The sequence below is a fragment of the Massilia yuzhufengensis genome, from assembly GCF_900112225.1.
Lineage (GTDB): Bacteria > Pseudomonadota > Gammaproteobacteria > Burkholderiales > Burkholderiaceae_D > Telluria > Telluria yuzhufengensis.
Genome location: NZ_FOLD01000025.1, coordinates 21,096 through 42,696, shown reverse-complemented (window position 1 = coordinate 42,696; position 21,601 = coordinate 21,096). Strand labels below are relative to the sequence as shown.

Here is a 21,601-nt window from a genome sequence, read left to right as displayed (position 1 = left end):
CTGCAAGAGTCGGGCTTTTGTACTGTATTTGGTTGCGGGGACAGGATTTGAACCTGTGACCTTCGGGTTATGAGCCCGACGAGCTGCCAGACTGCTCCACCCCGCGCAAAGATTATAGCGCGGTTCGTGCAGCGGCGCAATGGAGCATTTTTCAAACGTGCAAGGACCGCTCAATGCCGCCCCTTGCCCGTCTTATCCGGCGGCGCGCAGGCGCCACAGCGAGGTCACTTCACGCGAACGGGCCGCGTGCAGCGGGTCGTCCTGGTCGCTGGCCTTGCCGTGGGTCGGGCGCACGTCGTGGCGCGCCACGACTTCCAGCCCGGCGTCCGCTATCCATCCAAGCAGCTGTTCGCGCGGACGCAGGCCCAGGTGCTCGGCCAGGTCCGACAGGACCAGCCAGCCTTCGCCGCCCGGCTCCAGGTGGGCCGCGAGACCGCCCAGGAAACCCTTGAGCATGCGGCTGTCCGGATCGTAGATCGCATACTCGATGGCCGAGCTGGGCTTGCCCGGCAGCCAGGGCGGGTTGCAGACCACCAGCGGCGCGCGCCCTTCGGGGAAGAGGTCGGCCTCGATGAGCTCGACCTGCGCGCCCAGGCCGAGGCGGGCGATATTGTCGCGCGCGCAGCCGAGCGCGCGGCTGTCCAAGTCGGTGGCGACCACGCGTTCGATGCCGCGCCGGGCCAGCACGGCCGACAGCACGCCGGTGCCGGCGCCGATGTCGAACGCCAGTTTCGTCGCGCGCGGCAGCGGCGCCTGCGCGACCAGCTCGACGTATTCGCCACGCACCGGCGAGAACACGCCGTACCACGGGTGGATCGTGGCGTCGAGCGCTGGGATGCGCACGCCCTTGCGGCGCCATTCGTGGGCGCCGATCACGCCCAGCAGTTCGCGCAGCGAGGCGACGTAGGGCTGGCTTGCTGCGCCATAGGCTTCGCTGCAGGCGTCAAGCACGTCGGGCGCGCGGCGCAGCGGAATGCTGTGCCCGGCCTCGAACGGGATCAGCAGCATGGCCAGGGTGCGTGCGCGCTGCAGCTGCTGCAGGCGATGGCGGTGGAACAGTTCAGTGGGCGTGGGCAGCGTCTTGCCCGGCTTGGCGCGGCGCGCGCGGTCGCTCTTGCCGTCGACCCGGCGCACCAGGGCGTTCAGCAGCTGGCGCGCATTCTGGAAGTCGCCGCGCCACAGCAGGGCGGTGCCGTCCAGTGCCAGCCGGTAGGCGGTGTCGGCGTTCATGGTGTCGTCGGCGACGACCACTTTCTTCGGCGCCGGCCAGCCACTTTCGGAGCGCCACTGCGCGCAGCGCTCGGCGCCATCTTCAAGCCAGGTGAGTTCGCTCATTTAGTGGTGGTGCTGCCAGGTACCGTCGGCGGATTCCAGATAGGACTTGACCGCGTCAGGGTTGCCCGTGGCGTGGCGCTTTGGTTCGCCGCAGGCGCACACGCCAAGGTAAGGCTGGATGTGCGAGCAGGCCGAGACCTTCTGCAGGAAGACCTTGACCGGTTTGGCGCACTTGGTGCATTTGAAGGTGAGGATGCGGGCGGGTTTCATCGTGGTTGAGCGGGTTTGGGGAAAGGGCGCATTGTACCGGAGCGGATTACGGCCGTGGCTCCGCGCTGCGCGGCTGACAGTTAACAAGGGGCGAGCTTGCACGGCCCCCTGCGCTTATTCGACCACGACCGCACTGCTTCCGCCACCTGCCGGCCGCACCAGCACCTTGGTGGCGATGCGCTCGGTCATTTCCTGCACGTGCGAGATGACGCCGACCTTGCGGCCCATCGACTGCAGCGCGTCGAGCGCGTCCATGGCCACGCCGAGGGTTTCGGTATCGAGGCTGCCGAAACCTTCGTCGATGAACAGCGACTCGACCCGCACCCGGTTCGACGACAGCGAGGCCAGGCCCAGCGCCAGCGCGAGCGAGACCAGGAAGGACTCGCCGCCGGAGAGCGAATTGACCGAGCGGACCTCGCCGCCCATGTCCTGGTCGCGCACCATCAGGGCCAATGACGGCGCGCCGTTGTGGGTGACGCGTTCCAGGCGGTAGCGCCGCGCCAGTTGCCCCAGGTGGGCATTGGCGTAGCCGAGCAGCACGTCGAGCGTGAACTGCTGGGCGTAGTTGCGGAACTTCTTGCCGTCGCTGGAGCCGATCAGTTCGGACAGCTTGCCCCAGCGCTGTTCCTGGGCCTGCTGGCGTTCGACCTCGGCCAGCACCGCCTGGGCCTGCACGCGGCGGGTGTCGTCCTGTCCGGCCCGCATGCGCAATTCGGTGGCCAGGTCGTGGGCGCTGCGCCGCTGGGCGGTGAGCACCTCGACGGCGGCAGCGACCGTGTCGGCGCCGAGGCCGCTCTCGGGTGTGCCCTCGCGGTGCAGGCTGCGCTGGGCGCGGCGTTCGGCCAGCACGGCGGTGGCGCCGGCAACCTGGGCATCCAGGGCGCCGAGGGCCGCGCGTTCCTGTGCCAGCCAGGTGCTGCCCACGGCCAGCAGCCGGCCGAGTTCGGCCGTGTCCTCGACCGGGTCGAGGCCTGCACCGCCGTGACGGTACTCTTCCAGCCAGTCGGCCAGGGCCGCAGCGGCCCTGGCGCCGGCGCCCTCGAGACCGGCGATGTGCTCAGCCAATTGCGCCAGTGCGGCGCGGGCGCTGGCCTCGCGCTGTGCGGTTTCCGCAGCGACTGCCTGGCGGGCGGCGAAGTGGTTGCGCGCGGAAGCCAGACTGGCCTGCAATGCCTGCTCCACCTCGGCGATGGCGCGGCCCTCCCACAGGGCGCCGCGCTGGGCGCGCTTGTCCTTCAGCTCCGTATCGGTGCGGTTGAACTCGGCGGCCACCTGGGCGCCATGGCGATCGGCCTGGGCGATGCGGTCCTGCGCGCCCGCCACTTCGGCGTCCAGCGTGGCGGCGGCTGCGGCGCTGCGGGTGTGCAGCGCGCTGTGTTCCTGCCATTGCACGGCTTCCTGGGCACGGCCGTCGCGCCATGCGGCCGGGCTGCGCCGCCAGGCGTCCTGCCAGCCGTCGCCGCAGGATTCACACAAGACAGGGTCGAGTTCGGCAAGCACGGCCGCCAGCTGGGTGGCGATGGCTTGCTGCTGCACCGACATGGCGCGCAGTTCGGCCTGGAGGCGGCCGCCGGTCTCGCGGGCGCTGTCCGCGGCCTGGCGCAGGCGTGCATGCTCGAGCTGGGCCTTGTCGTAGGCGGCCTGGGCGGCATCGCGCGCCTGTGCGGCGCGGCGCAGGATAGTGGCGCGGGCGTCCAGCGCGGCCACGGCAGCGCGCAGGCTGTCGCGTGCTTCGGCAAACCAGGCGGCGCGCAGCGCGTCGTCGGGAGCATCGGCGGCCAAGGCTTGCGCGCTCCACTCGGCTTCCAGTTCGTCGACCAGCTTGCGCAGGCTGGTGCGCTCGCGCTCCAGGGCCGCCAGCCGCTCACTGGCGGCGGCGAGGGTGGCGGCCTGGCTGGCCTGCACGGCTTCGTTGTCGCGCACGCGGGCCCGGCAATCGGCGACTTCGCCGCGCAGGTTTGCCAGCATGCTGCGCAGCAGGTCTTCGCGTCCATCGTCGCGATATGGGTGCTGGTGCGAACCGCAGACCGGGCAGGGCGTTTCGTCGCTGAGGGTGGCGCGCAGTTCTTCGACGCTGGCGGCGCAGGCCAGTTCGGCGGCCGCCAGCGATTTCTCGGCCTGCCGCATGGCGCCAGCGAGTGCGGGCGCGGCGACGCGGGCTTCGTCCAGCAGGCGGCTGGCGGCTGCGCGCGCCGTGTCCACGCGGTCGAGTTCGCCGGCGGTATCGGCGTGCTCCTGGCGCGTCGTGACCAGCGCTGTCCAGGCCTTGTCGGCGGCGGCCAGCAGGTCGCGGCGCGCGTCGAGAGCCTGGCGCTCGGTGTCCAGTGCCTGCGGATCGCTCGATTCCAGGGCCGCCATCGCATCGCGCCGCGCGGCGTCGAGCGTATCGAGGCGTCCGGTGGCGTCGGCCAGCGCAAGTAGGGCCGCCTGTTCATGCTGGGCGGCTTCCTGGGCCTGGCGGCTGGCCGCAGCCAGCGCCGATGCGGCGGCGGCATCGCTGGCGACCAACTGTGCGGCCTGGGCCAGCAGCTTGTCCCAGCGCGGCCACTGCCCCGCCATGGGTTCGAGCCTTGCGTTGGCGGACAGCCAGGCGGTGGCGCGGTCGCGCTGGGCCTTTGCGGTGTCGTGCTCGCTGGCCTTGACCTGGTGGACCGCACGGGCCTGGCGCGCCTCGTTGCGCGCCGCTTCCAGCGCGATTGACGCCTGGGCATGCGAAGGCCCCAGTGCGAGCAGGGCCGCGTCGAGGGCCTTGGCCTGGTCGAGCTGGGGCGCGGCGGAGCGCAGCGCGCCGTCGGCGGCATCGACCGCGGCCAGCGCGGCGTCCACGTCGAGCACGGCCCGGCGGCGCGCATCGAGCGCCGTGGTGAGCGTGCTCTCGAGCTTGCCGAGCGACTCCACTGCCAGATTGCGTTCGTCCTGCAGGCGTACCACTTCGGTAGCGAGGGGGCGCGCCGGCTGCACCGCGTCGAGGGTGGCCAGGCGCTGGCGCCGGCCGGCGGCCTCGTGCTGCGCGGCCTGGGCCACAGCCAGTGCTTCGCCGGCCTGCGCTTCGCTGCGTTCGAGCTTGGCCGAATCCTGGTGCCAGCGCAGCTCGGATTCCATGGCGGCGCGGCGGGTCTCGAGCGCCTGCAGTGCCAGGTCGGCGTTGACGCGGTCGGCGTCGAGTTGTTCGCGCTCTTCGGGCGGCATGGGGGCCTGGTTGGCCAGTTGCGAGGCCAGCAGCCGGGTGCGTTCCTGCTCGGCGCGGTAGCGTTCGAAGGCGCGGCGCGAGATTTCGCTGTAGACGGTGGTGCCGGTGAGGGTTTCCAGCAGTTCGCCGCGCTCGTTTTCGTCGGTCTTGAGGAAAGCCGAAAACTCGTTCTGCGCCAGCAGGACCGCGCGCGTAAATTGCTCGAACGACAGGCCGATGCGCTGCACGATTTCGGCGGCGACTTCGGTCTTGGTGCCGCCGAGGGGAGCGAGCTCGGGCAGGCGGTGCAGCGTCATTTTCGACGGCTGCAGTGCGCCGCCCGGCTTGCCGTAGGAGCGGCGCACGCTCCAGCGCGCGCGGTAGCGGATGTCGTCGTTGCCGGCGAAGTCGACTTCGGACCAGGCTTCGGCCGCGCCGCGCCGCAGCAGGGTGCGCGGATCGAGCGCCGACACGGTGTCGCCGCCAACGTCGGGCAGCTGGCTGCCGGCGCGCTTGAGCAGGCGCGGCGTGGCGTCGTACAGGGCCAGGCAGAGGGCGTCGAGCAGCGTGCTCTTGCCGGCGCCGGTGGGGCCGCTGATGGCGAACAGGCCGCTTGATGCCAGTGGTTCGGATTCGAAATCGACCTGGAATTCGCCGGCCAGCGAAGCCAGGTTCTTGCCGCTGATGCGCAGGATCCTCATGCCGCGTCTCCAACGAGGGCGTGGGTAAGTTCGGCGAACGCAGCCAGCTGGTCGGGCGGGGCTTCGTCGCCGTAGCGCTGGGCCCACAGGCGGCGGAAAATGTCGTCCGGCTGGAGCTGGGCCAGTTGATCCAGCGTGAGCACGTGAGCGGCGCCGTCTGGCGTGGCCTGGCGGCGGGTGGGCTCGATTTTTGCGAGCCGCACCGGCTTACCGGCCAGCGCTGCTTCGATGCGGGCGCGCAGCCCGGGCTCGGGCCCGTCGAGCAGCACCCGCACCTCGAGGAAGGGCTGGGTGTGCAGCGGCGCCTCCGGCAGATCGAGCGCTTCGAGGGCGGCCAGCGCTTCTTCGAGCGGCGCCGGCTGGGCCGGCACGCGCAGCAGCTGCACCGCGCGCGGCACGGGCAGCGGCGTGACCGAGGTGGCGGCCGGGCCGTCGAGGTCGATGCGCAGCACCTGGTGCTGGTAGCCTACTTCGGAGAACGACAGCGGCAGCGGGCTGCCGCAGTAGCGGCGGTGCTCGTGGCCGCCGACGCGCTGGGCCAGGTGCAGGTGGCCCAGCGCCACGTAGGCCACCGACGGGTCGAACATGGTGGTGGGCAGGGCTTCGGTGCCGCCGATGACGATGCGGCGTTCGGAATCCTGCGAAGACTTGCCGTCGACCATGTGGCAGTGGCCCATGGCGATGATGGCTTCGCCGCCCGTGCAGCGCGACTGCGCCAGCGCGAACGCCTGCTGGTAGAGCAGGGCCGTGCCATGCAAATACGGGTCCAGGGCAAGTTCATTGTTGTCGCTCACCACGCGAGGGACGTCGCCCGGGCGCAGGAAGGGAATCGCCAGGCACCAGGCGCGCACGGCGCCGGCGCGGTCACGCAGCGGCACCAGCAGGCGCTCGAGGTCGACTTCGCCATCAGGCGTGCGGCCGACATTGCCCACCACGACCGTGCCATGGGCTTCCAGCAGCGGCGTGGGTGCTTCCAGCCGGCCCGGCGAATCGTGGTTGCCGGCAATGACGACCACTTGCAAATGCGGCACCCGGCTGCGCGCCTGCTGCAGGAAACGGTAGAGCTGGCGGTGGGCGGCGGCCGAGGGATTGGCGTTGTCGAAGATGTCGCCGGCGATCAGCAGCACGTCGATATCTTGCTCCACGAGGGTATCCACCAGCCATGCCAGGAAGCAGCCGTGCTCGTAGGTGCGGTCATAATTGTGCAGGGTCTGGCCGAGGTGCCAGTCGGAGGTATGGAGCAGCCGCATGGTTGAAATGGAAAGTTCCGGTCGGCGCTTACTATAGCGCAGAGTTGTCGTGTGGCCCAAGAAAAGACTGTGTTTTTTTACAGTAGTATTGAATTGTTATTAGAATGGCGACATGAGCGAAATCAAGCTGACCCTCGGCGCCGCGCGCGCCCTCCACCTGGCCGCCCAGGACATGCTGGCGCCGCGCCGCCGCCGGGCCGCCAAAGCCGATGTGCTGGCCGCGATCCGGCGCATGGGCATGCTGCAGATCGACACCATCAGCGTGGTCGCGCGCAGTCCCTACCTGGTGTTGTGGAGCCGGCTGGGCGACTACGAGCCGGCCTGGCTGGACGAACTGCTGGCCGAGGGCAGCCTGTTCGAATACTGGGCGCACGAAGCCTGCTTCCTCCCGATCGAAGACTACGGCCTGTATCGCCACCGCATGCTCGACCCGGAGGCCATGGGCTGGAAGTATTCCGCCACCTGGATGCGCGAGCGCAGCGACGAAGTGGCCAGGCTGCTGGCCCATGTACGGGCCACCGGGCCGGTGCGCTCGTCCGACTTCGAGCGCAGCGATGGCAAGGGCGGCGGCTGGTGGGAATGGAAGCCCGAGAAGCGCACGCTGGAGGTGCTGTTCACGGCGGGCCAGCTGATGATTGCGCGGCGCCACAACTTCCAGCGCATCTACGACCTGGCCGAGCGCGTGCATCCGGAATGGCACGACAGCCGCATGCCGGCACTGAGTGAAGCGCGCCGGAGCTTCGTGCTGGAGGCGGTGCGCGCCATGGGCGTGGCAAGAGCCGCGTGGATTCCCGATTACCACCGCACCCGGCGACCGCACCCAGACCCGGCTGGACTGGCGGAAGAAGGACTGCTGCTGCGCGCAAGGGTCGACGGCTGGAGCGACCCGGTCTACATTCACCCCGGACATGAAGCGCTCGCACGCCAGGCCATGGAAGGCGCGCTGGCCCCGAGCCTGACGACCCTGCTTTCGCCCTTCGACCCCATCGTGTGGGACCGGCGGCGCGCCCTCGACCTGTTCGGTTTCGACTACCGCCTCGAATGCTATACGCCGGCCGACAAGCGCAAGTACGGCTACTTCACGCTGCCGATCCTGCGCCGCGGCGCGCTGGTGGGCCGCGTGGACGCCAAGGCGCATCGCAAGACCGGCGAATTCGAGTTGCGCAGCCTGCACCTGGAACCTGGCGCCAGGATGAGCGAGCGGCTGGTGCGCGACGTGGCGGGGGCCGTTCAGCGCTGTGCCCGCTGGCATGGCTGCCCGCAAGTGCGCGTGGCCAATGCTTCAGCGGAAACCTTCAGCGCGAAGCTGGCAGAGGCGTTAGCGAGCCCATCGGATACCCTCGCTTGAGCCATTCATATTTGGACATTCCGGCCCCGTAAATGTCTCCAATGTCCACCGGCCCGGGTTTGCGCCATCTCAAACCCGATACGGGGCATGTCTCTACACTACGAGTTCCCAAGGCCGGCAATAACAAAACAACCAGCCCGCCAGATCCCAACAAAAGCTTCCCCAGCCAACGCATCGCGGCAGCAGCCGGGCCACGTGCTGGCGGAGCCATCCTGAGAGGAGACACACGTGCTGACATCAACGTACACGCTGGTTGCATTGTCCATCGAACAGGCCAGCGCACGGATGGGCTTGCAGTCATTGATCGAGCGCTGGCATCCGGCTGCCTGGCGCCACGCGGCTCCCACGCCGCGCCAGTTCGAACTGGCCTGCGATGCCCTGCGCATGGCCTTCGACAACTGCTACTGGCGCAAGCTGGATAAATTCGTGGTCCCGGCGCTGCGCCGTGCGGGCGCCGCCCAGGACTTGCTCGCCGAGCTCGACGCCCTCACGCTGGCGGCGATCGAAGCGCGCGCCGATGCCCACGCGGCCGCCGCGGTGCACGATCACGGCTTTGGCGAAGCGCTGGAGCGTTGCTGCAACCTGCTGCTCGAACGCCTGGAACGCGAAGAGCGCGAGCTGTTCCCGCTGGCGCGTACCTATGTGCCGAGCGAGGCCTGGTTCGCGATCGCCAACCAGATGATGGCGAACGACGCCTGGCAAGTGGAAAACCGCAGCTATCCTGCCAGCCAGATCCCAGGCGCACTGTCCCGGAGTTCGGCCAGGCAAAGCCCGCCCCTAGCCGTCCCGCACTACGCCACGCATTGAGCGCGAGGGCGCGTGTCTTGCCCGAGCGCACCGGGCGGGCGCCACCTTGGTTCTTTGCTATGATGGGGGTTTTGGAAGTGCGATTTCATCATGTTCGAATTCCTATTCAAGCGGCAGGGTGGCGACAAGCCGGCCGGCGCGCCGGCTGAACAGCCTGGCGGGCGGGCATCCGGCCAGCTGGACGGGCCCGCCCGGTCCGCGCCGGGCGGCCAGGCAGGCGGCCGGGACGCCGGTGGGCCCACGCCGCGCGAGCAGCAGGCCGAACAGCTCAAGCACCTGAACGGCGACGAAGACGCTGCCGTCGCCTTCATCCTTGCCTCCGAATTCTCCGAACTGCGCCTGGCCGCCGCCGAGCTGGTCCACAGCCGCCCGCAGCTCGAACGCGTGCACGGCGCCGTGCGCAACCTCGATCGCCGCGTCGCCAAGCTGATGCAGTCGCGGCTGGACGCGATCCGCCACCATGAATCCGAACTGCGCCGTGGCGAGGAAGCGCTGGTCCATGCGCGCGCGCTGCTGGCCGACACGCTGCTGACTCCCAACCACGTCGCCGAACTCGACCGCGAATGGGCGCTCACCAGCGCCCCTGAACTGGCGCCCCAGTTCGACACCATCCGCGCCGAACTCGGCAAGCGCCTGGAAGACCAGGTGCAGCTGCAGCGCGCCATGATCGACCGCCTCACCGCACTGCGCCGGCTCGATGCCGCCGGGCTCGACGCCGCCGCCTTCACCGAGCGCCTCGACGCCCTGGCGCGCGAGCAGGCCGCCGCCCTGGTGGCCCAGGGCCATGCCTCGCTGCCGCGCGCATTGGTGGCCGAATTCGCCAGCGAGCAGGCGCGCCTCGGGGCGGGCCTGGCCACGCTGGAGCAGGACCAGGCCGCCATCGCGGCGCGCGAGTCCGCGCTGGCCCGGTGGCAAGCCCAGCCGGTAGCGGAACTCAGGCCCGACACGCTGCGCAAGGAGTGGCAACGCCTCCCGGTCTTGCCGTCGAACGGCGCCGGCGCCGAGCTGCAGGGCCGTTTCGATGCGCTGCTGGCCAGCATCCCGCAGGAAGCGCGCAAGCCGAAGCAGGAAACCCGTGCCGCCACGGCCCCCGCGCCCGACGCGGCAAGAGCGGCAAAGCCCCAGCACAGGGGCGCCGACCAGCATTTCCTCGACCAGCTCGACGCCATGGAAGCGGCCTTGCAGCAGGGTTCGCTCGGCAGCGCGGCCGAACTCGACAAGTCGCTGAAGGACAGCAAGGACAAGGGCATGCGCCTCACCCCGGCGCAGGCCGACCGGCTGGCCCATGTGCGCGCCGAGCTCAAGCGCCTGTCGGACTGGGCGCGCTGGGGCGGCAATGTCTCGCGCGAAGAGTTGATCAAGGCGGTGGAAACCCTGGCCACGCAAAGCCTGGCGATGGCCGAACTGGCCAAGAAAGTCGGCAGCATGCGCGAACGCTGGAAGGCGCTCGACAGCCTGTCCGGCCCGGCGCCGCGCTCGCTGTGGGAGCGTTTCGACGCCGCCTGCACCACGGCCTACGCGCCGGCCGCCGCCCACTTCAAGCACCTGGCCGACGAGCGCCACGCCAACGCCGCGCGCGGCCAGGCGCTGGTCGACGAAGCCCAGGCCGAGATCGCACGGCTGGGCTCGGGTGAAGCCGACTGGAAACATGTCTCCGGCACCGTGCAGCGCCTGCGCACCGCCTGGAGCCACCTGGGCGCCATCGACCGCAAGGACAAGAAGCGCCTCGACCAGCTGTTTACCGATGCGCTCAATACCCTGCAGCGTCCGCTGGAAGAGCAGCGCAAGGGCGAGATGTCGGTGCGCGAGGCGCTGATCGAGGCGGCGCAAGGCCTCGACCCGCACGACCGCCACGCGCTGGACGTGCTGCGCGACCTGCAGCACCGCTGGCAGGAGCACGCCCGCGCGCTGCCGCTCGAACGCAAGGCCGAGCAAGCCCTGTGGCAGCGCTTCCGCGCCGCCTGCGACGCGCTGTTTGCCCAGCGCAAGGAACACGCGCACGCGGCGGACACCGAGCGCCGCGCCCACGAAGCCGCGAAGGAAGCGCTGTGTGCGCGCCTCGAAGCGGCCGCGCCCGATGTCACGCCGGCCAGTGCCGGCAAGCTGCTGCGCGAGGCTGCGCATGAATGGCAATCCATCGGCCCGGTGCCGCGCGCGCATGAAGCGCGCGTCGACAAGCGCTACCACGCGGCCGTGGCGGCGGTGCAGCACCATGCCGACGTGGCGCGCCGCGCCGCCGGGCTGGCGCTGGCCGGCGCCGTGCGCGACAAGCTGCGCCTGATCCAGGCGCTGGAGGCGGCCGTCGTCAACCCCGACGCCCACACCAACCCGGCCGACTGGCATGGCCGCTGGGACGCCATGCTGGTGCTCGAAGGCGGGTATGAACCGGTTCTGCGCGCGCGTTTCGATGCCGCCCTGGCCGCACTGGAAGGCGAGCGCGACAGCTACGCGCGCCAGCTGCAAGCCAATGGGGAGCGCCTGCTGCACGACTTGCTGCGCCTGGAAATCGCGGCCGGCATCGACAGCGGCGCCGAATTTGCGCGCGAACGCCTCAAGCTGCAGGTCGAAGTGCTGCAAAGCTCGCTCAAGTCGGGCCAGAAGCCCGGCGCCCAGGCCACCGGCCTGCGCGAGCTGCTGGCGCTGCCGGCCCTGGCCGACGCGCGCACAGAAACCCGCATCGAACAGCTGCTGACCCGCCACGCGAAAGACGGCCGATGAGCGCCGGCCCGACGCAAGTGCGCGTGCAGGCAGGGGATTTCGACCTGTCGCAGGAACTTGCGCGCCTGCGCGAAGGCGACGGCCGGGTCGGCGCCGTGGTCAGTTTTGTCGGGACGGTGCGCGACCTGAACGACGGTGCGGCAGTCTCGGAAATGGAGCTGGAGCACTATCCCGGCATGACAGAACGCGCGCTGGAAGACATCGTGTCTCAGGCCCGCGCGCGCTGGCCGCTGTTCGGCGTGCTGGTCATCCACCGTATCGGCCCGCTGCAGCCGCTCGACCAGATCGTGCTGGTCGCCTGCACCTCGGCGCACCGCGGCGAAGCCTTCGCCGCCTGCGAGTTCATCATGGACTATCTGAAAACCGACGCGCCGTTCTGGAAGAAGGAACAAACGCCGGAAGGCGCGCGCTGGGTCGATGCGCGGGCAAGCGACGATTCCGCCAAGATGAAGTGGGCCAGGGCTTGAGCTGGCTGGCGGTGGGGACCGGCGCGGCCATCGGCGCCTGGCTGCGCTGGGGGCTGGGCATCTGGCTCGGCAGCCTGCACGCCTATGTGCAGCTCGGTACGCTGGCGGCCAACCTGGTGGGCGGCTACCTGGTGGGCCTGGCGCTGGGCTTCTTCACCGCCAACCCGCAACTGTCACCCGAATGGCGCCTGTTCGCCATCACCGGCTTCCTCGGCGGACTCACCACCTTCTCCAGCTTCTCGGGCGAATCGGTGGTGCTGCTCCAGCGCGGCGAATATGGCTGGGCGCTGGCGCACACGGTGCTGCACCTGCTCGGTTCGCTCCTGTTCTGCGTCGCCGGCTTCGCCACATGGCGCGCCCTGCGCGGCTAAGGGTATCGTCCCCCGATACCCCTGCTTATCTCAAGAGCGTGCGCGAAGGGCTTTGATAATTTTGCGGCTGGACAATTGATTTGGGGACCAGTCATGCAAACACAACAACGCCCGACCGCCGCCTTCGTCGGTGCTTCCTGGAGCGCCCTGCTGTGCGGTGCGGTTGCCTACCTGTCAGGACTGTGGCTTGCCCACATGCAGTTGAACGAAAAAGGCTATTACCTGACCTTGCTGTTGTACGGCCTGTTCGCGGCCGTCTCGCTGCAAAAGACGGTCCGCGACCGCTCCGAAGGCGTGGCCGTCACCAATATATACGCCGGACTGTGCTGGGTCTCCTTGCTGGCCGCGATCCTGCTGCTGGCGGTAGGACTGTGGAACGCCACCATGTCGCCGAGCGAGAAGGGCTTCTTCGCCATGTCCTTCGTGCTCAGCCTGTTCGCCGTGGTGGCGGTCCAGAAAAATGTGCGCGACCTGGGCACTGTGCCCGACACCGGTCCGAAGGCCATGATGGAGTGAGGCAGGGCGCCGCGTGACTGGAAGAGCATTGCACATCTTGAAAAGCGTGCAGCCATCCCAACTTTGCTCCTCAGTTAAGAACAACTCTAGGGAGCAATACCATGCGGCAAGACAAACTCACGACCAAGCTCCAGGAAGCGCTGGCGGATGCCCAGAGCCTGGCGGTCGGCAACGATAACCAGTACATCGATCCGGTGCACCTGCTGCTCGCCCTGCTGAACCAGGACGACGGGGGCGCCCGCTCGCTGCTGCAGCGCGCCGGCGTGAACGTCGGGGCCCTGGCGACCGCGCTGAAATCGGCGCTCGAGCGCCTGTCGAAAGTCTCGGGCACGGGCGGCGACGTGCAGGTGAGCCGCGAACTCGTGTCGCTGCTGAACCTGGCGGACCGCGAGTCGCAAAAGCGCGGCGACCAGTTCCTGTCGTCGGAAATGATCCTGTTGGCCCTGCTCGAAGACAAGTCCGATGCCGGCCGCCTGGCCCGCGAACATGGCCTGGCCAAGAAGTCGCTGGAGTCGGCGATTGCCGCCGTGCGCGGCAGCGACGGCGTCAATTCGCAGGACGCCGAAGGCCAGCGCGAAGCCCTGAAAAAATATACGATGGACCTGACCGAGCGCGCCCGCATGGGCAAGCTCGATCCCGTGATCGGCCGCGACGACGAGATCCGCCGCGCGATCCAGGTGCTGCAGCGGCGCAGCAAGAACAATCCGGTGCTGATCGGCGAACCGGGCGTGGGCAAGACCGCCATCGTCGAGGGCCTGGCCCAGCGCATCGTCAATGGCGAGGTACCCGATTCGCTCAAGGGCAAGCGCGTGCTCTCGCTCGACATGGCGGCCCTGCTGGCAGGCGCCAAGTACCGCGGCGAGTTCGAGGAACGCCTCAAGAGCGTGCTGAAGGAACTGGCGCAGGACGAAGGCATGACCATCGTCTTCATCGACGAGCTGCACACGATGGTCGGCGCCGGCAAGGCCGAAGGCGCGATGGACGCCGGCAATATGCTGAAACCCGCGCTGGCGCGCGGCGAGCTGCACTGCGTGGGCGCGACCACGCTCGACGAGTACCGCAAGTACGTCGAGAAGGACGCCGCGCTGGAGCGCCGCTTCCAGAAGATCATCGTCGACGAACCGAGCGTGGAGGCGACCATCGCCATCCTGCGCGGCCTGCAGGAGAAATATGAGCTGCACCACAAGGTCGAGATCACCGACGCCGCCATCATTGCCGCGGCCGAATTGTCGCACCGCTATATCAGCGACCGCTTCCTGCCGGACAAGGCGATCGACCTGATCGACGAAGCGGCCGCCAAGATCAAGATCGAGATCGACTCCAAGCCGGAAGTGATGGACAAGCTGGAACGCCGCCTGATCCAGCTGAAGATCGAGCGCGAAGCCGTACGCAAGGAAACCGACGAAGCCTCGCTGCGCCGCCTCGAGTTGATCGGCGAGGAGATCGCGCGCCTGGAGCGCGAGTACAACGACTTCGAAGAAATCCTCAAGGCCGAGAAGGCGGCGGTGCAGGGCACCACCCACATCAAGGAAGAAATCGAGCGCGTGCGCCACCAGATGGAAGAAGCCAAGCGCCAGAGCAACTGGCAGCAGGTCTCCGAGCTGCAGTACGGCCGCCTGCCGGAACTCGAAGCGCAGCTGAAGACCGCTGAGGAAGCAGCCGACAGCGCCGAAGGCGCGTCGGGCAAGCCCAAGCTGCTGCGCACCCAGGTCGGCGCCGAGGAAATCGCGGAGGTGGTGTCGCGCTCGACCGGCATCCCGGTGTCGCGCATGATGCAGGGCGAGCGCGACAAGCTGCTCCACATCGAGGAAAAGCTGCATGAACGCGTGGTCGGCCAGGACGAGGCGATCGAGGCCGTGTCCGACGCCATCCGCCGCTCGCGGGCCGGCCTGTCGGACCCGAACAAGCCCTATGGTTCCTTCATGTTCCTGGGCCCGACCGGGGTCGGCAAGACCGAGCTGTGCAAGGCGCTGGCGTCCTTCCTGTTCGATACCGAGGAATCGATGATCCGCATCGACATGAGCGAGTTCATGGAGAAGCATTCGGTGGCGCGGCTGATCGGCGCGCCGCCCGGCTACGTGGGCTACGAGGAGGGCGGCTACCTCACCGAAGCGGTGCGCCGCAAACCCTACAGCGTGATCCTGCTCGACGAGATCGAAAAGGCCCACCCGGACGTATTCAACGTGCTGCTGCAGGCGCTGGACGACGGCCGCATGACCGACGGCCAGGGCCGCACCGTGGACTTCAAGAACACCGTTATCGTCATGACCTCGAACCTGGGTTCGCACAAGATCCAGTCGATGGACACCGACGAGCCGGAGGTGGTGAAGATGGCCGTGATGGCCGAGGTGCGCGGGCACTTCCGCCCCGAGTTCATCAACCGCATCGACGAGATCGTGGTGTTCCACGCGCTGGACGAGAAGAACATCGGCGCCATCGCCAAGATCCAGCTGCACCACCTGGAAGAGCGCCTGGCCAAGATGGAAATGACGCTCGACATGAGCGAGGAAGCCCTGCAGAAGATCGCCGAAGCAGGCTACGACCCGGTCTACGGCGCCCGCCCGCTCAAGCGCGCGATCCAGCAGCAGATCGAGAATCCGCTGTCGAAGGCCATCCTGTCAGGCAAGTTCGGGCCGAAGGATACGATCCCGGTGCGGGTGCGTGGGGGGCAGCTGGTGTTTGGGGAAGGGGTGGAGCTGGCGAAGTAGTTGGCTGAAACGAGCCAGCGCATTGGCGTGCGTTAGCAGATGAACGTCGTTCCGGCGAAGGCCGGAACCCGATTCCGTTGCACAGCCCCACGGCAAAAAAACGGCGCACCCCAAGAGAGTGCGCCGTTTTTCAACATCCTGGCTACATCGATCAGCCAGGCAAACGACGCTTCCTCCGACGCGCCACGCCCATCACGGCAATACCCGCCGCCATGATCGCGATCGATTGCGGTTCAGGCACATCCGCCGGCGCGCCGACATCCGGACCGGCGACCGGCAGCACGGTCCCGGGATTGCCGCTGCCATTTCCCAGGCCGCCGCCGATATCGCCACCGATGCCCACTACTGGGATGAGGCCCGCGTCGGCCAGTGGTGGCGTAGGCACGACAGGCGCCGGGGCTGGAAGGGCTGGACCCAAGCCATTGAGCAGAACCAGAGTTCGACGACTGCGCTGCACGGTTCGACCGAAGACGAGCAGTTTTCGACGAGCAGAAGGTCGCGTAGGCGCGGCGCAGGAAAGCCCGGCGCCATGCCCGGCCGCAGTGCCCGCACGGACCTGCAGCATTTTTATAATATGGGCGCGCAATTAACGGCCGGGCGGCGATGTAGTGGATAATGGCGACAATTACGCCGTTGTAGAACACGGCATCGACTCTTTTTCAGGAATTCCAGCTTATGTTGAGCTACCGCCACGCCTTCCACGCGGGTAACCACGCCGATGTCCTTAAACACTTTGTTCAGGTCCAGTTGCACCTGTACATGAACCAGAAGGACGTGCCGTACACCTATATCGACACCCACTCGGGTGCGGGTGTGTACGCGCTCGACAGCTTCCAGTCGACCAAGAAATCGGAATTCGAGACTGGTATCGGCCCGCTGTGGAGCGCCACCAACGTGCCGGAGGCGCTCAAGCCCTACCTCGACCTGGTCAAGGCCATGAACCCGAGCGGCAAGATGCGCTACTACCCGGGCTCGCCCTATGTGGCGGAGCAGCTGGCGCGCGCCGAAGACCGCCTGCGCCTGTTCGAGCTGCATCCGGCGGACGTGCGCATCCTGGCCGAGAATTTCCGCAAGGTCGAGGCGCACAAGGCCGAGCAGGGCGAGCGTGCCCGTGGCCGCCGCGTCCTGATCGAGCATGGCGACGGCTTCGAGAGCCTGAAGAAGCTGCTGCCGCCGCTGTCGCGCCGCGCGCTGGTGCTGATCGACCCGCCGTATGAAATCAAGGACGACTACCGCAAGGTGCGCGACGCGCTGGACGACGCGCTCGGCCGCTTCCCGAGCGGCATGTATGCCATCTGGTATCCGGTGCTGCAGCGCATGGAGTCGCGCCAGTTCGCCGACCGCCTCAAGCGCCTGCCGGCCAAGGAATGGCTGAACGTGACCCTCACCGTGTCCACGCCCGGCCCGGACGGCTTCGGCCTGCACAGCAGCGGCATGTTTATCCTGAATCCGCCCTACACGCTGGAACCGCTGCTGCGCCAGACCCTGCCTTACCTGGTGCAGGTGCTGGGCAAGGATGCCGGCGCGCGCTTCACCATCGAAACCGGCACCCAGCTCACCGGCGCGGCGGCGCGCATGGCGGCCGACGGCCCACGCACGCCGGTGGGCAACGCGCGCCGCGCCAGCCCGCTGTCGGGCAAGGGCAGCCTGCGCCTGCCGGGCCAGAGCATGCCGCGCGAAGGCGAGGAAGACCCGCGCGCCGTCGGCGCGGCTGCTGCGCCTGCCGCGCCACGCCCGACCGGTGCGCGCCGCGTGTGGCGCCCGGACGGCACGGCCGCGGCCAAGCCCCAGGCGCCCGCCCAGGGCAACGCCCGCAGCGCCAGCGATCGCCCGACCGCACCAGCGGGAGCGCAGGCGCGCCCTGCCACAGGCGCGCGTCCGGCCGCTCCGCGCAAGGACGGCGCGGGCACCCCACGCCCGGGTGGCAACAAGGGTGGCAAGCGCTGAGCACCCGATTTGATGTAAAAATGCTAAGAATGACAGATTTGTAGTATAGTCTCCAAGGCAGGCGTTCGCGCGCCTGCCCGGCAGGCCCGTCCATGCCGCCGTCACAGTTTCCAGGAGTTCCCGATGCATGCCGAAGCATTGGCAGCGGCATCCGTGCCGTCCAACGATTTTTTCCTCGCACGCCAGCCTATCCTCGGCCGTGACCAGCACCTCGTGGCATTCGAGTTGCTGTTCCGGGCCGCAGGCGAGGACGACGATGCGAAGCTGACCGACAACGCGGCGGCCACGGCGGCCGTCATTTCACACGCGTCCCAATTGGGCATGGAGCACGTGGTTGGCGAACAGCTCGCCTTCGTCAACGTCGACGAGGTGGTGCTGATGAGCGACTTTGTCCGTTTCCTGCCGCCCCATAAGGTTATCCTCGAAATCCTGGAGACCGTCAAGCCGACCCAGCAGCTGCTGGCGCGTATCCTCGAACTGAAAGAACTCGGTTTCAAGTTCGCCGTCGACGACGTGGTCGAGCATTCGCCCGAGCTCGACCGGCTGGTCGGGCTGGTCGATGTGATCAAAGTCGACGTCAAGGGCATGCCCCGCGACGAGCTGGAGCGCCTCACCGCGTCGCTCAAGTCCACCGGCAAGAAGCTGCTCGCCGAAAAGGTCGAGACGCTCGATGAATTCAAGCTGTGCATGGACCTCGGCTTCGAGTACTTCCAGGGCTATTATTTCGCGCGTCCGGTCATTTTGTCGGGCAAGAAGATCACCCCGTCCGAGATGGCGCTCCTGCACCTGCTGGAACTGGTGAGCTCGAATGCCGACGCCCAGGTCATCGAAACGGCCGTCAAGCGCGATGCCTTGATCAGCCTGAACCTGCTGCGCCTGGTTAACAGCCGGGCGGCGCCGGGGCCGCAGATCGAATCGCTGTCGCAGGCCCTGAACCAGCTCGGCCGGCGCCAGCTGCAGCGCTGGCTGCAAATCCTGCTGTACTCGACGGTGGGCGGGGTGGTGGAACTGGCCTCGCCGCTGCTGCAACTGGCCACCACGCGCGGCAAGCTGCTCGAGCTGATGACCCTGGCGCTACGCCCGCACGATCCCTCCAGCGCCGACCGCGCCTTCACGGTGGGCATCATGTCGCTGGCCGACGCGCTGTTCTCGATCCCGATGCACGAGATCCTCGAAAATGTCGAAGTGGCCGGTGACGTGCGCGCCGCGCTGCTGGACCGGGCGGGAGATTTCGGCAGCATGCTGAAGGTGGCCGAGCTGCTCGAAGCGGCTGAAGGCGGGTGCAAGCTGTATAACGCGCTGCGCAGGCTGGGCTTGACGGTAGCGCAGATCAGGGAGATGGAGCTGGAGGCGTTCGACTGGGTCAGGGAGTTGACGCACGAGGTGCTTTGATTGCAGGGCGCGGGCCGTTTATCGGCCTGCGTGCCTGCCTACCAGCCCACCTACTAACGCTACTGCGCCAAAAACAAAAACACCGTCGGCTTCTTGTGAAACTCCGGCGCCTTTCCAGCCGCCAGTTCCGCTTTCCACTTTGCTGCCGTCAGCGTCCGCACCGATTCGCTCGCCAGCGACAAATCCGTCGCCACGCAAATGAGCGTCCCCGGCTGGCACCCGGCCGCCAGCGCCTCCAGCATCTGGCCATTGCGGTACGGCGTCTCGATCAGCAGCTGCGTCTGCTTCTCCGCGCGCGAGCGCTGTTCCAGTTGCTGGATGCGCTTGGTACGCTGCGCCGCGTCGGTCGGCAGGTAGCCGTTGAACGCAAAGCTCTGTCCGTTCAAACCGCTGGCCATCACGGCCAGCAGCAGCGACGACGGCCCCACCAGCGGCCGCACGGCGATGCCGTGCTGGTGCGCCAGGCGCACCAGGTCTGCGCCGGGATCGGCCACGGCCGGTACGCCCGCTTCCGACACCAGCCCGGCATCGCGCCCGGCCAGCAGGGGCGCCAGCAGCTGGTTCAATGCGGCTGGCGGCGTGTTGACGTTCAGTTCCGCGATCTCGATTTCCTGCAGCGGTTTCGCCAGCGGGTGGTCGATTGCAATCAGTTTCAAAAAGGCGCGCGCGGTCTTGGCGTTTTCGGCGACGAAGTAGTCAAGCCTGGATGTCAGCGCCTGCACCTGGGTCGGGAGCAGGGCGGACAGGGCGCCGGGAGCGGCGTCGACAGGGCCAAGGGTATTCGGAATAAGGTACAGGGTGCCGGGCATTGTTGATCTATAGGGTAAGGAGTCAGGTGCCGAAGAAGGCCACGCCGGCGCGGCGCAGCATGCCGGTGAGGGAGATCAGGGGCAGGCCGGTGAGGGCGGTGGGGTCGGTCGATGCGATATTGTCGAGCAGGGCGATGCCCAGCCCTTCGTTCTTGGCGCTGCCGGCGCAGTCATACGGTTGTTCGATGCGCAGGTAGGCGTCCAGCTCGGCATCGGGCAGATCGCGGAAGTCGACGAAGACCTGGATGTTGTCCACTTGCGCGGCGTGCGCCGGATCGGCCACGCGGCTGTCCCACAGGCACAGGGCCGTATGAAACACCACGCGCCGTCCCCGCATCAGCTGCAGTTGTTCCAGTGCACGCGCATGGTTGCCCGGCTTGCCGATCTGCAGGCCGTCCAGGGTCGCCACCTGATCGGAGCCGATGACGAGGGCGCCCGGCGCCTTGCTGGCGACCGCCGCGGCCTTGGCGCGCGCCAGGCGCAGGGCGGTCTCCTGCGGCGCCTCGCCGGCCTGCGGCGTTTCGTCGATATCGGGCGAGATCGCCTCGAAAGGCAGCTGCAGGCGCGACAGCAATTCGCGCCGGTACGCGGACCCCGATGCAAGAATGAGGCGCGGTGGAACGGAACTTGGTATCATTGCGGGCTATCGAATAAAACGGCATATCAGTCGAGCTGGTCAGCGATGCATGTCCGGCAAGCAAACCTTCCAGATGCGTGGCCGGTGCAACGCGCGCAGGGTAAAAACGACGTAAGTCTTTGACTCTGCGGGGAGAAGCCTGTTATTATCGCAGGTTTTCCGGGGAAGTTTTCCAAATGAGCGCTTTTGTCATAGACGCCTTCGAGTTTTGCCGGAATGAAGGACACCGCGAGGGCGTAACGCCAGTGTCCGAGATGACCCGCCTGGCAGCCGATTGCGTCGATAACTCGGGCGAGATTCGCTGGGCCATGCAGGGCGGTCAGACCCGCGAGGGCTACCCGTCGCTTACCCTGTCGGTCGCCGGCCCGGTGAAGCTGGCCTGCCAGCGTTGCCTGCAGCCGATGGAATACGAGATCGATTCGTCCACCATGCTGGTGCTGGGCAAGGATGACGAAGAAGCCGACGGGATGGAAGAAGTCCTGGACGACGACAGCATCGACGTGATTGTCGGCAGCCACGCCTGCGACATCCGCCAGTTGCTGGAAGACGAAGCCCTGCTGGCCCTGCCGCAGGCACCGAAACATGAGGTCTGTCCGGACACCAAGCTCCTGGACGTCCTGAAGACCGATAAAGTCTCGCCCTTCGCCGGCTTGAAGACGCTCAAACCAGAATAAGTAGTGCCGCAGTACCAGTAGTCCTGTAGTACGAAGCAAGAACGTGTCAAACGCGTGCAGCAATCGAGTATGGCATTAGGTAGTTGATGTAATAGCGTTAAAACATGTCGGTAGTGGAAAGATCGAAAGATAAGAAGTTACCGCTGGGATACTCGATCTGCATGTATTTGCAAGTCGAATGTGTTAGAATTTTAGAACTTATGTATTAGGAGTCATCATGGCAGTTCAGCAGAATAAGAAGTCCCCGTCGAAGCGCGGCATGCACCGTTCGCACGATTTCCTGACCGCACCAAACCTGGCAGTCGAGCCGACCACCGGCGAAACCCACCTGCGTCACCACATCAGCCCGAACGGTTTCTACCGTGGTCGCAAAGTCCTGAAGACCAAGAACGACGAGTAATCGACGTCTTGTCCTTTAGTACCATGAAAGCGGTGCAACGTATTTTTCTGCGTGGCGCCGCTTTTTCTTTCGCTTTTCTGTTTCACGCGGCTGCAACAAGCTTGCACTCCGTCATTTTGAATTGCGCGGACAGCGGCTGGCG

18 protein-coding genes and 1 tRNA gene are annotated in these 21,601 nt (G+C 67.4%); 11 read left to right on the top strand and 8 right to left on the bottom strand.

What is annotated here, in order from left to right:
- Nucleotides 1–29 precede the first annotated feature (29 nt).
- The 5 genes from BM031_RS18500 to BM031_RS18480 form a co-directional block, all read right to left on the bottom strand.
- Nucleotides 30–106: transfer RNA gene (locus BM031_RS18500), tRNA-Met, on the bottom strand.
- Between the two features lie 86 nt (nucleotides 107–192).
- Nucleotides 193–1,335: a methyltransferase gene (locus BM031_RS18495; RefSeq protein ID WP_091876037.1), complete on the bottom strand. Its 1,143-nt coding sequence runs from the start codon at nucleotides 1,333–1,335 to the stop codon at nucleotides 193–195.
- The gene (locus tag BM031_RS18490) at nucleotides 1,336–1,545 is read right to left on the bottom strand and encodes a hypothetical protein (RefSeq protein WP_091876036.1); all 210 of its coding nucleotides are present in this window, start codon (nucleotides 1,543–1,545) and stop codon (nucleotides 1,336–1,338) included.
- 114 nt (nucleotides 1,546–1,659) lie between these two features.
- Nucleotides 1,660–5,415 carry an AAA family ATPase gene (locus BM031_RS18485; RefSeq protein ID WP_091876035.1) on the bottom strand — a complete coding sequence of 1,252 codons (3,756 nt, stop codon included), beginning with the start codon at nucleotides 5,413–5,415 and terminating at the stop codon, nucleotides 1,660–1,662.
- The gene (locus BM031_RS18480; RefSeq protein WP_091876034.1) at nucleotides 5,412–6,665 is read right to left on the bottom strand and encodes an exonuclease SbcCD subunit D C-terminal domain-containing protein; all 1,254 of its coding nucleotides are present in this window, start codon (nucleotides 6,663–6,665) and stop codon (nucleotides 5,412–5,414) included. The genes BM031_RS18485 and BM031_RS18480 overlap by 4 nt, the downstream gene beginning before the upstream one ends.
- 112 nt (nucleotides 6,666–6,777) lie before the next feature.
- On the opposite strand from BM031_RS18480, the gene BM031_RS18475 reads away from it, so the two are divergent.
- From BM031_RS18475 to clpB, 7 genes are all read left to right on the top strand, one after another.
- On the top strand, nucleotides 6,778–8,013 hold the full coding sequence (locus BM031_RS18475) for a winged helix-turn-helix domain-containing protein (protein WP_091876033.1): 1,236 nt from the start codon (nucleotides 6,778–6,780) through the stop codon (nucleotides 8,011–8,013).
- A 228-nt stretch (nucleotides 8,014–8,241) separates the two neighbouring features.
- Nucleotides 8,242–8,820: a hypothetical protein gene (locus BM031_RS18470; RefSeq protein WP_143084639.1), complete on the top strand. Its 579-nt coding sequence runs from the start codon at nucleotides 8,242–8,244 to the stop codon at nucleotides 8,818–8,820.
- A 90-nt stretch (nucleotides 8,821–8,910) separates the two neighbouring features.
- The gene (locus tag BM031_RS18465) at nucleotides 8,911–11,538 is read left to right on the top strand and encodes a DUF349 domain-containing protein (protein ID WP_091876031.1); all 2,628 of its coding nucleotides are present in this window, start codon (nucleotides 8,911–8,913) and stop codon (nucleotides 11,536–11,538) included.
- Nucleotides 11,535–12,005 carry a molybdopterin synthase catalytic subunit MoaE gene (gene moaE / locus BM031_RS18460; protein WP_091876030.1) on the top strand — a complete coding sequence of 157 codons (471 nt, stop codon included), beginning with the start codon at nucleotides 11,535–11,537 and terminating at the stop codon, nucleotides 12,003–12,005. The genes BM031_RS18465 and moaE overlap by 4 nt, the downstream gene beginning before the upstream one ends.
- Nucleotides 11,990–12,376 (top strand): fluoride efflux transporter CrcB, encoded by a 387-nt coding sequence (gene crcB, locus BM031_RS18455; RefSeq protein ID WP_229409022.1) that lies wholly within the window; start codon nucleotides 11,990–11,992, stop codon nucleotides 12,374–12,376. Before moaE ends, crcB begins: the two co-directional genes overlap by 16 nt.
- Before the next feature lie 93 nt (nucleotides 12,377–12,469).
- Nucleotides 12,470–12,892, top strand: coding sequence for an inner membrane protein YiaA (gene yiaA, locus BM031_RS18450; RefSeq protein ID WP_091876029.1), 423 nt, complete (start codon nucleotides 12,470–12,472; stop codon nucleotides 12,890–12,892).
- Between the two features lie 101 nt (nucleotides 12,893–12,993).
- Nucleotides 12,994–15,600: an ATP-dependent chaperone ClpB gene (gene clpB, locus BM031_RS18445; RefSeq protein WP_091876028.1), complete on the top strand. Its 2,607-nt coding sequence runs from the start codon at nucleotides 12,994–12,996 to the stop codon at nucleotides 15,598–15,600.
- A gap of 151 nt (nucleotides 15,601–15,751) precedes the next feature.
- On the opposite strand, the gene BM031_RS25615 is transcribed toward clpB, so the two are convergent.
- Nucleotides 15,752–15,985, bottom strand: a complete 234-nt coding sequence (locus BM031_RS25615; RefSeq protein ID WP_177207814.1) for a PEP-CTERM sorting domain-containing protein — start codon at nucleotides 15,983–15,985, stop codon at nucleotides 15,752–15,754.
- Between the two features lie 290 nt (nucleotides 15,986–16,275).
- On the opposite strand from BM031_RS25615, the gene BM031_RS18435 reads away from it, so the two are divergent.
- Both BM031_RS18435 and BM031_RS18430 read left to right on the top strand, forming a co-directional pair.
- Nucleotides 16,276–17,547 (top strand): 23S rRNA (adenine(2030)-N(6))-methyltransferase RlmJ, encoded by a 1,272-nt coding sequence (locus tag BM031_RS18435; protein ID WP_091876026.1) that lies wholly within the window; start codon nucleotides 16,276–16,278, stop codon nucleotides 17,545–17,547.
- A gap of 123 nt (nucleotides 17,548–17,670) precedes the next feature.
- Nucleotides 17,671–18,939, top strand: coding sequence for an EAL and HDOD domain-containing protein (locus tag BM031_RS18430; RefSeq protein ID WP_091876025.1), 1,269 nt, complete (start codon nucleotides 17,671–17,673; stop codon nucleotides 18,937–18,939).
- Between the two features lie 59 nt (nucleotides 18,940–18,998).
- Here the strand turns inward: BM031_RS18430 and BM031_RS18425 are convergent, their stop codons facing one another.
- Nucleotides 18,999–19,748, bottom strand: coding sequence for an SAM-dependent methyltransferase (locus BM031_RS18425; protein WP_091876024.1), 750 nt, complete (start codon nucleotides 19,746–19,748; stop codon nucleotides 18,999–19,001).
- Between the two features lie 22 nt (nucleotides 19,749–19,770).
- Nucleotides 19,771–20,385 (bottom strand): Maf family nucleotide pyrophosphatase, encoded by a 615-nt coding sequence (locus BM031_RS18420; RefSeq protein ID WP_091876023.1) that lies wholly within the window; start codon nucleotides 20,383–20,385, stop codon nucleotides 19,771–19,773.
- A 176-nt stretch (nucleotides 20,386–20,561) separates the two neighbouring features.
- Here BM031_RS18420 and BM031_RS18415 point away from each other — a divergent pair, with 176 nt between their 5' ends.
- Both BM031_RS18415 and rpmF read left to right on the top strand, forming a co-directional pair.
- The gene (locus BM031_RS18415) at nucleotides 20,562–21,059 is read left to right on the top strand and encodes a YceD family protein (protein ID WP_091876022.1); all 498 of its coding nucleotides are present in this window, start codon (nucleotides 20,562–20,564) and stop codon (nucleotides 21,057–21,059) included.
- Between the two features lie 217 nt (nucleotides 21,060–21,276).
- Entirely contained in the window at nucleotides 21,277–21,459 is a 183-nt protein-coding gene (rpmF, locus tag BM031_RS18410) for a 50S ribosomal protein L32 (protein ID WP_005666806.1), read from the top strand.
- The last annotated feature ends 142 nt before the right edge of the window (nucleotides 21,460–21,601 follow it).

Excerpts from the sequence above, each read along its gene's own strand:
- BM031_RS18495 (WP_091876037.1), bottom strand. The coding sequence starts at position 1,335 with ATGAGCGAACTCACCTGGCTTGAAGATGGCGCCGAGCGCTGCGCGCAG.
- BM031_RS18490 (WP_091876036.1), bottom strand. The coding sequence starts at position 1,545 with ATGAAACCCGCCCGCATCCTCACCTTCAAATGCACCAAGTGCGCCAAA.
- BM031_RS18485 (WP_091876035.1), bottom strand. The coding sequence starts at position 5,415 with ATGAGGATCCTGCGCATCAGCGGCAAGAACCTGGCTTCGCTGGCCGGC.
- BM031_RS18480 (WP_091876034.1), bottom strand. The coding sequence starts at position 6,665 with ATGCGGCTGCTCCATACCTCCGACTGGCACCTCGGCCAGACCCTGCAC.
- BM031_RS18475 (WP_091876033.1), top strand. The coding sequence starts at position 6,778 with ATGAGCGAAATCAAGCTGACCCTCGGCGCCGCGCGCGCCCTCCACCTG.
- BM031_RS18465 (WP_091876031.1), top strand. The coding sequence starts at position 8,911 with ATGTTCGAATTCCTATTCAAGCGGCAGGGTGGCGACAAGCCGGCCGGC.
- moaE (WP_091876030.1), top strand. The coding sequence starts at position 11,535 with ATGAGCGCCGGCCCGACGCAAGTGCGCGTGCAGGCAGGGGATTTCGAC.
- yiaA (WP_091876029.1), top strand. The coding sequence starts at position 12,470 with ATGCAAACACAACAACGCCCGACCGCCGCCTTCGTCGGTGCTTCCTGG.
- clpB (WP_091876028.1), top strand. The coding sequence starts at position 12,994 with ATGCGGCAAGACAAACTCACGACCAAGCTCCAGGAAGCGCTGGCGGAT.
- BM031_RS18435 (WP_091876026.1), top strand. The coding sequence starts at position 16,276 with ATGTTGAGCTACCGCCACGCCTTCCACGCGGGTAACCACGCCGATGTC.
- BM031_RS18430 (WP_091876025.1), top strand. The coding sequence starts at position 17,671 with ATGCATGCCGAAGCATTGGCAGCGGCATCCGTGCCGTCCAACGATTTT.
- BM031_RS18425 (WP_091876024.1), bottom strand. The coding sequence starts at position 19,748 with ATGCCCGGCACCCTGTACCTTATTCCGAATACCCTTGGCCCTGTCGAC.
- BM031_RS18420 (WP_091876023.1), bottom strand. The coding sequence starts at position 20,385 with ATGATACCAAGTTCCGTTCCACCGCGCCTCATTCTTGCATCGGGGTCC.
- BM031_RS18415 (WP_091876022.1), top strand. The coding sequence starts at position 20,562 with ATGAGCGCTTTTGTCATAGACGCCTTCGAGTTTTGCCGGAATGAAGGA.
- rpmF (WP_005666806.1), top strand. The coding sequence starts at position 21,277 with ATGGCAGTTCAGCAGAATAAGAAGTCCCCGTCGAAGCGCGGCATGCAC.